The 12,666-nt window shown below is 66.6% G+C and carries 12 protein-coding genes, 1 tRNA gene and 1 pseudogene; 2 read left to right on the top strand and 12 right to left on the bottom strand.

Translation table 11 applies throughout. From position 1 onward, the window contains the following. Positions 1 to 48: 48 nt before the first annotated feature. Together WCL10_RS08720 and WCL10_RS08725 are read right to left on the bottom strand one after the other, a co-directional pair. On the bottom strand, positions 49 to 1,275 hold the full coding sequence (locus tag WCL10_RS08720; protein WP_336895244.1) for an integrase arm-type DNA-binding domain-containing protein: 1,227 nt from the start codon (positions 1,273 to 1,275) through the stop codon (positions 49 to 51). 219 nt (positions 1,276 to 1,494) lie between these two features. Then, positions 1,495 to 1,581, bottom strand: a tRNA-Leu gene (locus WCL10_RS08725). Positions 1,582 to 1,753: 172 nt separating this feature from the next. Here WCL10_RS08725 and WCL10_RS08730 point away from each other — a divergent pair. Then, positions 1,754 to 2,719: a complex I NDUFA9 subunit family protein gene (locus WCL10_RS08730; RefSeq protein ID WP_336895245.1), complete on the top strand. Its 966-nt coding sequence runs from the start codon at positions 1,754 to 1,756 to the stop codon at positions 2,717 to 2,719. Between the two features lie 65 nt (positions 2,720 to 2,784). Here the strand turns inward: WCL10_RS08730 and WCL10_RS08735 are convergent, their stop codons facing one another. Continuing rightward, the gene (locus tag WCL10_RS08735) at positions 2,785 to 3,456 is read right to left on the bottom strand and encodes a glutathione S-transferase family protein (protein ID WP_336895246.1); all 672 of its coding nucleotides are present in this window, start codon (positions 3,454 to 3,456) and stop codon (positions 2,785 to 2,787) included. A 304-nt stretch (positions 3,457 to 3,760) separates the two neighbouring features. Here WCL10_RS08735 and WCL10_RS08740 point away from each other — a divergent pair, with 304 nt between their 5' ends. Continuing rightward, positions 3,761 to 5,629, top strand: coding sequence for an ABC-F family ATP-binding cassette domain-containing protein (locus WCL10_RS08740; RefSeq protein WP_336895247.1), 1,869 nt, complete (start codon positions 3,761 to 3,763; stop codon positions 5,627 to 5,629). A 3-nt stretch (positions 5,630 to 5,632) separates the two neighbouring features. Here the strand turns inward: WCL10_RS08740 and WCL10_RS08745 are convergent, their stop codons facing one another. The 9 genes and pseudogenes from WCL10_RS08745 to WCL10_RS08785 all read right to left on the bottom strand — a co-directional run bounded on the left by WCL10_RS08745 (position 5,633) and on the right by WCL10_RS08785 (position 12,602). Further along, positions 5,633 to 6,391 carry a ParA family protein gene (locus WCL10_RS08745; protein ID WP_336895248.1) on the bottom strand — a complete coding sequence of 253 codons (759 nt, stop codon included), beginning with the start codon at positions 6,389 to 6,391 and terminating at the stop codon, positions 5,633 to 5,635. A gap of 161 nt (positions 6,392 to 6,552) precedes the next feature. Continuing rightward, the gene (locus WCL10_RS08750) at positions 6,553 to 6,852 is read right to left on the bottom strand and encodes a hypothetical protein (RefSeq protein WP_336895249.1); all 300 of its coding nucleotides are present in this window, start codon (positions 6,850 to 6,852) and stop codon (positions 6,553 to 6,555) included. A gap of 16 nt (positions 6,853 to 6,868) precedes the next feature. Beyond that, on the bottom strand, positions 6,869 to 7,312 hold the full coding sequence (locus tag WCL10_RS08755) for a chemotaxis protein CheW (RefSeq protein WP_336895250.1): 444 nt from the start codon (positions 7,310 to 7,312) through the stop codon (positions 6,869 to 6,871). A gap of 34 nt (positions 7,313 to 7,346) precedes the next feature. Then, entirely contained in the window at positions 7,347 to 7,718 is a 372-nt protein-coding gene (locus tag WCL10_RS08760) for a response regulator (protein ID WP_336895251.1), read from the bottom strand. Positions 7,719 to 7,739: 21 nt separating this feature from the next. Beyond that, positions 7,740 to 8,303: a chemotaxis protein CheD gene (locus tag WCL10_RS08765; RefSeq protein ID WP_336895252.1), complete on the bottom strand. Its 564-nt coding sequence runs from the start codon at positions 8,301 to 8,303 to the stop codon at positions 7,740 to 7,742. 3 nt (positions 8,304 to 8,306) lie between these two features. Then, on the bottom strand, positions 8,307 to 9,365 hold the full coding sequence (locus WCL10_RS08770) for a chemotaxis response regulator protein-glutamate methylesterase (protein WP_336895253.1): 1,059 nt from the start codon (positions 9,363 to 9,365) through the stop codon (positions 8,307 to 8,309). Beyond that, a complete protein-coding gene (locus WCL10_RS08775) occupies positions 9,362 to 10,231 on the bottom strand; it encodes a protein-glutamate O-methyltransferase CheR (RefSeq protein ID WP_336895254.1) in 870 nt (289 codons plus the stop codon). Before WCL10_RS08775 ends, WCL10_RS08770 begins: the two co-directional genes overlap by 4 nt. Next, positions 10,228 to 12,330, bottom strand: a pseudogene (locus WCL10_RS08780) (chemotaxis protein CheA). The gene WCL10_RS08775 and the pseudogene WCL10_RS08780 overlap by 4 nt, the downstream one beginning before the upstream one ends. Then, complete coding sequence (locus tag WCL10_RS08785; protein ID WP_336895255.1) at positions 12,327 to 12,602, bottom strand: chemotaxis protein CheX; 276 nt, start codon at positions 12,600 to 12,602, stop codon at positions 12,327 to 12,329. Before WCL10_RS08785 ends, WCL10_RS08780 begins: the two are co-directional and overlap by 4 nt. Between the last annotated feature and the right edge of the window lie 64 nt (positions 12,603 to 12,666).

Consider the following 12,666-nt stretch of genomic DNA (forward strand, 5'->3'; position numbering starts at 1 on the left):
CGAACGCCTATAATCTCACGCACCAGATGTCCCGCTAGATCGTCAACCTTACAGTGCGCGCGCCCTGATCTGTTCTGGTTGGCTGATCGGCGCGGCGGCGCGCATCTCGTCCAGGTAATCGCTCCACCACTGGTGCATCGCAACGCGCTCCGCCCAGTAACGGCCCCGGTTGTAAACACCGCGAATGCTGTTGGCATCGGCATGGGCGAGCGACCGCTCGATGGCATCCGGAGACCATTTCCCGCTCTCGTTTAGCAAGGTCGAGGCGGTGGTCCGCAATCCGTGTGCGGTCACTTCTCCAACGGCATAGCCCATGCGCCGGAAGCACTGATTGACGGTGTTCTCGCTGAGCGGTCGCCGCGACGTATGGAACGCGGGGAAGACGTAGCCATCCGGCCCGGTCAGCGTGAACAATTCGTCCAAGTAGGCCAGCACCTGCCGGGAAAGGGGAACTTCGTGGGGGCGGCGCATTTTCATGCGCTCAGCGGGGATTTTCCAAACGGCGTTTTGGAGGTCGAACTCGGACCATTCCGCCATGCGCAGTTCGCCGGGGCGCGCCATCACGTGCGGCGACACCTGCATAGCGAGGCGGGTGATTGCATGGCCGGTGTAGACGTCAATCGCGCGCAGCAGTTCGCCCATCTGCTTGGGATCAAGGATCGCCGCGTGATGCTTCACCTTTGGAACGACCAGCGCGCCACGCAGGATCGAACTGGGATCGCTCTCGCCGCGCCCAGTGGCGACGGCATAGCGGAACACGCGACTGGCAAAGGATCGGCACCGCCGCGCCGTTTCATACTTCCCCTTGGCCTCGATACGCTTGAGCGCGGCCAGAACGTCGATCGGCTTGAGGTCGGCCACTGGGCGGGCGGCGATGGGCTCCAGTTGCTCCAGCAGCCAGTTGGCCTTCTGCGTGGTGGCATCGGCCTGACCCTGCGCCACCTGCTTGTCGATATACTCCTTGGCGATCTCGCCGAAGGTGTTGGCGGCCTTGAACACAGCGACGAGTTTCTCGTGCTTGCGTTCGGCCAGCGGGTCGGCTCCGGTTTCCAGCTGCCTGCGAGCATCATCGCGACGTTTCCGCGCCTCAGCAAGGCCGACATCGGGATAGCGGCCAAGGGCCAGCCGCTTCTGCTTGCCCATGTAGCGGTACTTGTATCGCCACAGCTTGGACCCGTTCGGATGAACCTCCAGATAGAGGCCCCGCTCATCGGTGCATTGGCTCACTTTATCAGTCGGACGGATGTTCCGGATTTGCAGCTCTTTCAGCGCCACGGTCGAATCTCCTCAACGGGTCCGGGAGAGGACCAGCGAGGGCAGTTCCAGGGGCATGGGGCCATCGATTTTTGACTGGGGCCATATCGACCCAACCGTGGCACCTCATGGCCCCGGATTGCCTGATATCGCTTGGAACAATCCGGGATTGGTGAGGCTTGAAAATGGCAGTTTTCCGCCGGTTTGTCGACCCGTGCGGGATGCCCTGACACGGAAAAATGGTGCCCAGAAGAGGACTCGAACCTCCACGCCCTTGCGAGCGCCAGCACCTGAAGCTGGTGCGTCTACCAATTCCGCCATCTGGGCACGGGAGCGATAGGCTGTGGGCCTGCCGCCGGGTAGGAGGGGGCCGATAAGGCACGGTCTTGCGCGAGTCAACTGCGGGTTTGCATTTGCACCGCTGCGACGTCGTAAGCCATTGAACCGAGGGGCGCGGATGTGGCAAGGGCGCGCGGACACTGGAAATGGATTTTGACGCATGAGCAAGGACATGGCGCGCGATCTCGAGGGACAGGTGGTTGCGCTGGTAGGCGGCAGCGGCTTCATCGGCACCCATGTGGCGCAGGCACTGCTGGCACGCGGCGCGCGGCTGCGGGTGTGCAGCCGCCATCCTGAACGTGCGTTCCAGGTCAAGACGCTGGGCGGGCTGGGCAAAGTGCAACTCGTCGCGGTCGACGTGACCAAGCCGCATACACTCGAGGTCGCGCTCACGGGTTGCGACGCGGTGGTGAACCTCGTCGGCGCCTTCAAGGGCAAGCTCGATGCGGTGCAGGGCTCGGGCGCGGGGCAGCTTGCCGCAATTGCGCGGGCCAAGGAGGTGAAGGCCTTCGTCCATGTCTCGGCGATCGGGGCGGATGCGGGCTCGTCCGTAGCCTATGCGAGCACCAAGGCGGCTGGCGAGGCCGCTGTGCTGGCCGCATTTCCCGATGCGGTGGTGCTGCGCCCTTCGGTCGTATTTGGCGAGGACGACGCCTTCATCAATCTCTTTGCGGGGCTCATTGCCAGCGCGCCGGTCATGCCGGTGTTCGCAGCGGATTCGCGGTTCCAGCCGGTGTTCGTGGACGATGTAGCCGACGCGATTGCCAATGCGATCGCCGCGCCTGCGGGCTTTGCTGGCAAAACGTTTGAACTGGGCGGGCCTGAGGTGATCACCATCGGGGATCTCAATCGCCGCATCGCACAGGCGGCTGGGCGCAGCCCGGTGTTTCTCGAGCTGCCGGACGGCATTTCCGCCGCCTTCGCCTCGCTCACCGGCTGGCTGCCCGGCGCCCCGATGAGCCGCGACCAGTGGGTGCTGCTGCGTCAGGGCAATGTCGCGAGCGCCACGCTTCCCGGCCTTGCCGAGCTTGGCGTCCAGGCGCGGCCGCTTGGCCTGTTTCTCGATCGGTGGATGGTGCGGTTCCGCAAGCATGGCCGATTCGGGGTTCGGGTAAAGTCAGCCTGAGGGGCGCGCCGCACCGGGCAACCTCTCCTTTTGCAATGGGGAGGCTCGGAACCGGGATGCGCCCGTTACGCGTTAACATCCGCATAGTGTGACGGCGGCTGGATCACATCCATGCGTTCGGTCAGCAGTGGGCGGAAGCTGGGGCGGCTCTTGAACACCGAGTACCAGCTGGCAGCCTGCTCGTGGAGCGACCAGTCGATACCGCCGAGATAATCCGCGACCGAAATCTGCGCGGCGGCGGCAAGGTCGGCGAGGCTCATGGTCGAGCCGGCCAGCCAGGGGCGGTTATCGATCAGGTAGTCGATATAGTAGAGGTGATCGTTGGCGAGGCGCATCGCTTCTCGCAGCACGCGCGAATCCGGGGATTGGCGGTAGACAAGGCGTTTCTTCATCCGCTCCTCCAGCAGGGGCTGGGTGACGGCGGCGTAGAAGTTTTCATCGAACATTGCGACGAGGCGGCGGATCTCGGCACGGCCGGTGGCGGTGCCGTTGATCATCGGAGCCTTGTCGACCGTTTCCTCGAAATATTCGCAGATCGCGCGGCTATCGACGAGCGTGATCTGCTTTTCGGGGTTGTGCAGCACCGGCGTGCGGCCGGCGGGATTGAGGTTCTGGAACGCCTCGCGCTGCTCCCAAGGGTTTTCCCGGATGAGATCGTAGGCCACGCCCTTTTCAGCGAGGAGCAGACGCACCTTGCGGCTGAACGGGCACAGCGGGAATTGATAAATCTGCCACATGATCCCCTCCCATGGACGAGGGGGCGGCGCGAAGTCCAGTGCGGGCGGGTGCTATGGGGTGGATTTCTCGGCGGATTGTTGAGGGTGCTGGAAGCAGAGGGTGTTTCGCGAAGAGACGCAGAGGTGTCGTGGCTGCGGCGAAGTCGCTCTCGAACCGCCCGGCGCCGCAAGACCAAAAGGCGGAAGGAAAAACGGCTTCGCCGCGATCACAACGTCTCCGGGCCTCTGCGCCTTTGCGCGAAACACCTTCATCTTCTCTTTCGCCGGGTTTCGCACAGCGTCGGTGCCTGCTAGGGGCGCGTCCATGCTGACAATTCAGGGCCTCACCGTGCGACTGGGCGGGCGCACCATTCTTGACCGCGCCAGCGCGACGATCCAGCCGGGGGCCAAGGTGGGGCTGATCGGTCGGAACGGCGCGGGCAAATCGACCCTGATGAAGGCGATCATCGGCGAGCTGGAACCCGACGATGGCGGGATCGAAATGCCCAAGCGCATGCGGCTGGGCTATATCGCGCAGTCCGCGCCGGCGGGTTCTGCGACGCCGTTCGAGACGGTGCTCGCCGCCGATACCGAGCGCGCGGCGCTGATGGCCGAGGCGGAGACCTGCGAGGACCCGGACCGGCTGGCGACGCTTTACGACCGGCTGATTGCGATCGATGCCTATACCGCCGACGCGCGGGCGGCGCGCATTCTCATCGGGCTCGGCTTCGACGAGGCGATGCAGGCCATGCCGCTCGACAGCTTTTCGGGCGGCTGGAAGATGCGCGTGGCGCTGGCGGCGCTGCTTTTTTCCGCGCCCGATCTGTTGCTGCTCGACGAGCCTTCGAACCACCTCGATCTCGAAGCGACACTGTGGCTCGAGAGTTTCCTCCAGAGCTATCCCGGCACCATGGTGGTGATCAGCCACGAGCGCGATCTGCTCAACAATGTGGTCGATACGATCCTGCATCTCCAGGGCGGCAAGATTGCACTCTATGCCGGCGGCTATGATGCGTTCGAGCGGCAGCGGGCGGAGCGGGCAGCGCAGATTGCCGCCGCGAGGGCCGCGCAGGATGCGCAGCGCAAGAAGCTGGCGGACTATGTCGCGCGCAATTCGGCGCGGGCTTCGACAGCGAAGCAGGCGCAGTCGCGCGCCAAGATGCTGGCGAAGATGCAGCCGGTGACGGCGATGCTGGAAGACCCTTCGCTCAGCTTCGACTTTCCCGATCCCGACGAACTGCGTCCGCCGCTGATCACGCTTGATCTGGCGGCGACGGGCTATGTCGCGGAGAAGCCGATCCTGCGGCGGCTCAACCTGCGCATCGATCCCGACGATCGGATTGCGATGCTGGGGCGCAACGGCAACGGCAAGACCACGTTGGCGCGGCTGCTCGCGGGGCAGCTGGCAACGAGCGAGGGCGGGATGACCGCTTCGGGCAAGCTGAAGATCGGCTACTTTACCCAGTATCAGGTGGAGGAACTACCCGCGGATTCGACTCCGCTCGAGCTGATGACGCGGACCATGGCCGGCAAGACTCCGGCGGCAGTGCGCGCGCAGCTGGGGCGCTTCGGCTTTTCAGGGCCGCGCGCCGAGGCGCGCACCGCGACGCTTTCGGGCGGAGAGCGGGCGCGGCTCGCGCTGGCGCTGGTGACGCGCGAGGCGCCGCATCTGCTGATCCTCGACGAGCCGACCAACCACCTCGATGTCGATGCGCGCGAGGCTCTGGTGCAGGCGCTCAACGATTTTTCCGGTGCGGTTATCCTGATCAGCCACGATCGGCACATGGTCGAGCTGACCGCAGACCGGCTCGTGCTGGTCGATGGCGGGACGGCGAAGGATTATCCGGGCAGCATCGAGGACTACATCGACTTTGTGCTCGGCCGGAACCAGCCGAAGGGCGATGGCGGCAAAGGCGCGGCGGGTGGAAAGCCCAAGGGCGGAGCGAAAAGCCGCGAGGAGATGAAAACACTGCAGAAGGCGGTGAGCGAGGCGGAGGCAGCGGTCGGCAAGGCCGAGGCCCGGCTTGCGGCGATCGATGCCGCTTTGGGGGGCACGAACAAGCCGGCAGCGGAGCTTGCCGGGCTGACCATGGCCGAACTGGGCAAGCGGCGGCGAGCGGTGGCGGACGAGCTGGCTGCAGCCGAAGCGAAATGGATCGCGGCGGGCGAGGCGCTTGAGGCCTTTACCGCCTGAGGTTCACTCTGCGGCCTGGCCAAGCGCCGCGCGCATCGCGAGCTTGGCCTCGATCCCGTCCCACAGACGCTGAAGGCGGGCGTTGACCTCGGTCCAGGCTGCGAAGGTGCCGATGGGCGCGCGGCGCGCCGCAACTTGCTCCATCGCGCTCGCCATCGGGATCACCGGCCAGCCGGCGGCGAAACCGGTGTGGACTTCGCGGTGCAGTTTGCGGCGCACGTCGTACATCGAGAGAACCGGCAGAATCGGCGGGTGGCGCGGGTGGCGCGCGAGAATCTCCTCGCGGATCATCGGCAGCGCGCGGGCAGACAGCGGCGAGGGTGGCAGCGGCACGATCAGCAGATCGGCTGCGGCAAAGACCTGGTCGCTGATCTCGTTGATCACCGGCGGGCAATCGATGATGATGCGCGGATAATCGGCGGTGAGAAACGCGGCGGTGCGGGCAAGGCGCTTGCTCTTGCCGATGCGGGCGAGCGTTACAGGCAGCGCGCGCATCGACTCATCGGCCTGGAGCACTGCAAGGTTGGGATAGCGGCTGGTGCTGATAAGGTCGGTGGGTCGGCCTTCGCGGTGGAACACCGAGGAGGCACGGTTGCCGGCCCGATCGGGCAGGCCGAGCAGCCATCCGGCGCCTCCTTGCGGATCAAGGTCCCACAGCAACGTCGGGTGGCGCGAGAGCACAGCCGACCGCCAGGCCATGTCGACCGCGAGGGTTGTCTTCCCCACTCCGCCCTTGACGCTGTAGACCCCAATGACCGCCATGCAAACCGCAGCCCTGCTCCGCGCGTGAAACTCCCGAATTCGCTCCATTTCGGACAAGCTTGCGCAAAGTGCAACCGCGCGGGGCTAAAGGCGAGTCCCGATGAGGGACTATGATAACTATCGGAGAATGCGGACTGTCCCTGTTTTTGTCCCTGCTTTCTTCAGCGCAACATGCGCATGCGTTCACGCAGGATGTCGAGCCCGATGCGCTCGACTTCGGTTTCGAGGCAATCGGCGTGGAGCAGCCTGGCGAGGCTGCGCTGCTTCTGTGCGATCAGGTCGATTGCCTGCAGGCTGTCCATATGCCGCATCGCCACATCCATATCGCCGCAAAGCGAGGCGCCGAGCGCTTCGACTTCCTGCGACAGCTCCTCGAGCACGAGCGCGATCTGGCGGTGTGTGGCGAGATTGGGCGTGGCGAGATCGGGCGTGTCATGTTTGGGTGGGGCCGTCTGGGCCATCGGCGTGCTCCCGGCTTCAGGCGGCTGTGGCAAGCTGGGCCCCGTCGCTCAGCGCGAAGAGGTTCAGCACCATGACCATCTTGTCCTCGATCGCGGCAAGGCCTTCGAGGAACGGGACCACGCTGTCGTTGCCCACGCCCGGCGGCGGGGGTTGCAGCGTCTGGTCGGGAACCGTGACGATGTCGCTTACCGAATCGACGATCCAGCCGCCCACTTGTGCGCCCAGCTGGGTGACGATGATCGCGTGGCGCGGGGTCGGTTCTGTGGCGCGCCACCCGAGGCGGGCGGCAAGATCGACCACCGGCAGCACCGTGCCGCGCAGGTTGACTACGCCCGCGACATAGTGCGGCACGCGCGGCAGGCGGGTGGTGGGTGTCCAGGCGCGGATTTCGCGGATCGACATGATGTCGAGCCCGAAGACCTGGCCCTCGACCTCGAAAGTGATAAGTTCGCGGATCATCGCGGGGTTTCCTTGGGCTGGCGGATGGGTCGGGTCAGTGCGCGACGCGGCGGACCGCGGCGACGAGCTTGGCGGCATCGAAGGGCTTGACGATCCAGCCGGTCGCCCCGGCCTCCCGCGCGCGGGCCTTCTTCTCGTCCGAACTTTCGGTGGTGAGCACCAGGATCGGCCGGTCGCGGTGACGGCTGCCTTCGCGAAGGCGCTCGATAAGGCCGAAGCCGTCGAGCCGGGGCATGTTGATATCGGTGATCACGACATCGACCTCGTTGAGCGCAAGCCAGTCGAGCGCGGCGAGGCCGTCTTCGGCCTGTGCCACTTCGAAGCCTTGCGTCGAGAGGGCGTGGTTGAGCAGCGCCCGCATGCTGGGGCTGTCATCTACAGTCAGGATTCGGGTGGTTTGGGTCATGCTCGGGCTCGCTTGTTGCAATCAGAAGAGTTCGACATCGCCGGACGCGCGTTCCGGCCGGGCGGTGGGGGTGACGGGCGGTGCGAGGCGGTCCTCGACGGTGCGGCAGCGGATCTGGCCCGACGCCGGGCGGAAATCGACCCGCCGGGCATTTACGCCGCCCAGATCCTCGCGCATCACGGCAATGCCTTCGCGCTGCAGGAAGTCTTGCGCAAATTCGGCGTTGGCAGTGCCGATGCGCATCATGTTGCGGTTGACGTTGGCCCCGCCATAGAGATGGGCGCGCAGGCGGGCCTTGCGCGCGCCCATCCCGAGCATCTGGTTGACCAGCAGCTCCATGAGATAGACGCCGTAATGCTCGTCGATCGCGGTGGTCGCGGCAAGACCGGGGGGCGGCTCGGCCAGCAGAAAGTGGTTCATGCCGCCGACCCGCGCCTCGGGATCATAGAGGCATGAGGCAACGCAGCTGCCGAGCACGGTCGAGAATTCGAGGTGCGACTCCTTGCTGACGAGGGCCTGGCCCTGCATCACGGTGACGCGCTCGATCGGGCGTTCCGTGGCGCCGGGGATGCGGCGATCGAACATGGCTCAGGCCGCCTTGCTGAAAGCGTGGCGGGCGATGGTGCCGATCGGGGCGACAACGCTTGCCGCGCCGAGCGCGATGGCCGCACGGGGCATGCCGAACACGGTGCAGGTCGCCTCGTCCTGTGCGATGGTGCGCGCGCCGGCCCGGGCGAGCGCGAGAAGACCTTCGGCGCCGTCGCTGCCCATGCCGGTGAGAAGGATGCCCACGGCGCCCGACCCGACGACTTCCGCAACCGAGTGGAACAGCACGTCGACGCTCGGCAGGTGGCCGGATACCGGTTCGCCCCGGCGCAGGCGCTGGTGGAGCGCGCCGCTGCGGCCGGCCACGGTCAGGTGCCGCTCATCGCCCGGCGCGATATAGACGTGACCATCGCGCAGCGGCATGTCGGGCTCGGCGACGACGATGCGCGGCGGGCACGACTGGTCGAGCGTACGCGCGACCGCGGGGGCAAAGCGCGAGGAGATGTGCTGGACAACGAGGGTCGGCGGGCAATCGGCGGGGAAGCCGCCGAGCAGAACCTGCAGCGCCTCGACCCCGCCGGTGGATGAGCCGATGGCGATGAGACGCGGCCGTTCGGTCGGCGCCGGGGTCCGCAGTGCGGCGGCGGTGGGACGCGGCGGTACCGGCGGCGGCGCGGCGCGCGTGACGAAGCGCACCTTTGCGGCATCGCGGATGAGATCGGCCAGCTTGCCATCGTCATCGAACGAATAGCCGTTCGCACCTTCGCCCTTGGCGTAGCAGCCGACCGCGCCGAGCGCGAGCGCGCGGGCGGTGGTCTCGGTACCTTCGCTGGTCGAGCCTGAGACCACGATCACGGGCGTGGGGCGCAGCGCCATGATCTTCTCGAGGAAGTCGAGCCCGTTCATGCCCGGCATCTCGACATCGAGCGTGACGACGTCGGGATCGAGTTCGCGGATCATCTGGCGGCCTTCCTGCGCATTGGCGGCGGCACCAACGACGACGATGTCCGCCTCGCGCTCGAAACGTGCCAGAAGAATGGCGCGCATCGTCGGCGAATCCTCGACGATAACGACGCGGATGGGCTTTGACGGACGGCTCATGCCTCGCTCCGACGATAGATGGTGGGGCCCGCCGAGGCGAGCAGGTCGAGCGCCGGGCCGGTCACGCGCTCGCTGTGGCCGACATAGAGCCAGCCGCCTGGCACCAACGCCTCGGCAAAGCGGGCGACGAGGCGCTCCTTGGTGGGATTGTCAAAATAGATCATGACGTTGCGGCAGAAGATCACGTCGAACTTGCCCTGCATCGGCCAGCGGCCAAGCAGGTTCAGCGTGCGGAACCTTGCGAGCGCGCGCACGGGAGGCGCGATTTCCAGGTCATTGCCGGACGGCACGGTCCAGGCGCGCGTGAGCGGCTCGGGCACGGCCTTGAGTTCCTCGGCGCGGTAGCGTGCGGCTTCCGCCTTGTGCAGCGCATGCTCGGCCAGATCGCTGGCGAGCAGCCGCAGGTCGCCGCGCGAGATGCGCTCCCCGGCGATGCGGTCGGGACCGAGCAGGGTCATCAGCAGCGACCAGGTTTCCTCTCCGCTCGAACAACCGGCGGACCACAGCCGCGCCTTCTCGCCGCGCCCCAGCCGGGCGATCATGCCGGGGCGCACGTGATCGGCGAAATGCGCGAAGTGGTGCGCCTCGCGGTAGAAGAAGGTGTGGTTCGTGGTGAGCGCCATGATCGCGCGGCCCCGCTCGGCTGCATCCTCGCGCAGGCGCAGGATGTAGGAGCCGAACGTGGCGCAGCCTGAATCGCGCACCAGCGGCGCGAGGCGCGAATAGACCAGCATGGCCTTGCCCTCGGCCAGCACGATCCCCGCCTCGCGGTGTGCGATCTCGCTCACTGCGGCGAAGTCTTCCGCGCTGTAGACGCCGGGGCTGATGCCGGGCAGCGTTTCGGGGGCGGCGACTGCGGTGCTCATGCCGCCTCCGCCATGCCGGCGCCCGAAAGGCTGCGTGCAACCAGGCTGTCGACATCGACGATGAGAGCAACCATGCCATCGCCGAGGATGGTGGCGCCCGAGACGCCCTCGACCGAGCGGTAGTGCGTGTCGAGGCTCTTGATCACGACCTGGCGCTGATCGCAGATCGCATCGACGAGGAGCGCGGCGCGGCCTGCGCCCTCGGTTTCGACGACGATCAGCACGCCTTCATGCGCCTGCTCGATCGCGCCCTAAGCGCCGACCGCAGCGTGGAGCGGCAGCACCGGGATGAACTTGCCGCGCACGTTGATCATCGCGCGGTGGGCGCCAAGGCCTTGCACTTCGGTTTGGGTCGGTCGCAGGCTCTCGACCACGTTGGCAAGCGGCACGACAAGCGTCTGGTCGCCGACATTGACGACCATGCCGTCCGAAATCGCAAGTGTGAGCGGCAATGTGAGCGTGAAAGTGGTGCCGCTGCCGGGCTCGCTGTCGATGGTGATGCGCCCGCCGAGTTCCTTCACGTTCTGGCGGACCACGTCCATGCCCACGCCGCGGCCCGAGACATTGGTGATCGTGGCCGCGGTGGAGAAGCCCGGGGCGAAGATCAGGTGGTCGATCTCTTCCTTCGAGAGCTGGGCATCGGGGGCGATGAGGCCCTTTTCGACTGCCTTGGCAAACACGCGCTCGCGGTTGATGCCCGCGCCATCATCGGCAATGCGGATGAGGATGCGGCCCGAGCGGTGCTCGGCAGAGAGGGTGAGCGTGCCTTCGGCGGGCTTGCCGGCGGCGATGCGAACTTCCGCGCTTTCGATGCCGTGATCGACTGCGTTGCGGATGAGGTGCGTGAGCGGCTCGCCGAGGCGTTCGATGACGGTTTTGTCGAGCTCGGTGCTTTCGCCCGAAACTTCGAGGCGGACGTGCTTGCCGGTCGAGGTGGTTAGTTCGCGCAGGATGCGCGGCACGCGGCTGAACACCGAGCCGATCGGCTGGGCCCGGATCGACATCGCCGATTCCTGGATATCGCGGGTGAGCCCTTCAAGGATCGTCAGCTCTTCCTTCACCGCGAGACCATCGCCCGCGAGGCGCTGCGCCATCATCGCCTGTGCGATGACGAGTTCGCCGACAGCGTCGATCAGCTTGTCGAGCTTGCCCAACTCGATGCGGATCGACTGGCCGAGCGCAGGCGGCGCGGGCGGGGCTGCAGCGGGCACTGGCGCGGCGCCGCTGACAGGCGTTGTCGGCGCCGCCGTGGCAGGGGTTGCAGGCGCGGCAGCCGGTGCAGACGGCGGGGCGTGGCGCACGGGCGGCATCGGCGCATCGCTGCCCGTGGCAAGTCCGCAATCGTCGCCAACGAATTCGAAGATATCGCGGGCCGCAGCCTCGCTGACATCGGCATCGAGCGCGAATGTCCAGCCAAGATAGCCGGTCCCGGGATCAAGCGTATCGAGTGGGGGGACCGCGCCGCAATCGCATTCGATGCAGCGCGCGCCAAGCGCGGCAAGCTTGCGCAGCAGGAGCAGTGGTTCGCCGCCGTTGCGCATGGCGCCTGCGTGCGGGCGGACCTTGAGGAGCCATGCTGGCGACGGATCGGGCGCGTCCATCGCGCCGGCGATATCGTCGAGCATGGCGTCGAGATCGAAGGGATCGCCGCTCTCGTCCGGATCGGACGCGCTGGCGGCGGGCGCAGGTTCGGGGGCAGGAGGAGGTACCGGCGCTCCGGCATTGGCGGCCTGCGCAGCCGTCAGCTCGGCCAGCAGGCCTGCGTCATCGGGCACATCGCCTTGCCCGCGCGCGGCGGAGACGTGGTCGCTGAGTGTATCGAGCGCGCGCAGGAGCAGGTCCACCAGCGGCTCGCTCAGCAGCACGGTGCCTTCGCGTACATCGGAGAGCAGCGTTTCAAAGGTGTGGGTGAAGGCCTGAAGCGCGACGTAGCCGAACGCGCCCGCACCGCCTTTGATCGAATGGACCGCGCGGAACACTGCGTTGACGGTATCGGTATCCTGCGTGCCGGCCTTGCACGCGGCGAGCCCGCTTTCAGCCGCGCCCAGCGATTCCTCGCATTCGGCGAAGAAGATGGCCTGGATTTCCTCGGCGTTCATGCGCCAACTCCAATCCGGGCCGTGCCATCAAAGAGTTCGGCTTCGAGCCCAAGCTGGCGTGCCGTCTCGCGCAAGGCGTCGGACGGATCGATCACCGCGCCATCGCCGGTGCGGCGCGCGCTGATGAGAAGCTGGAGCATGGCCTGCCCGATCTGGGTGCAATCGCGCGCATTGATATGCAGCACGCCCGAACCGAGGCCCGCGACCATCTCGGGCAGCAGTGCCTCGGTGGCGGCTCGGTCGCACCGGGCGGGCAGGGTGATCGTCGGCATAGAGGCAGGTTCCCTCGCTGGCCCCGCCAAAGGGGCTCATTCTCCCCGATGGCTTAGACCGGGA

It is taken from the genome of Novosphingobium sp. (assembly GCF_037133355.1).
In the GTDB taxonomy this organism is placed as follows: Bacteria; Pseudomonadota; Alphaproteobacteria; order Sphingomonadales; family Sphingomonadaceae; genus Novosphingobium.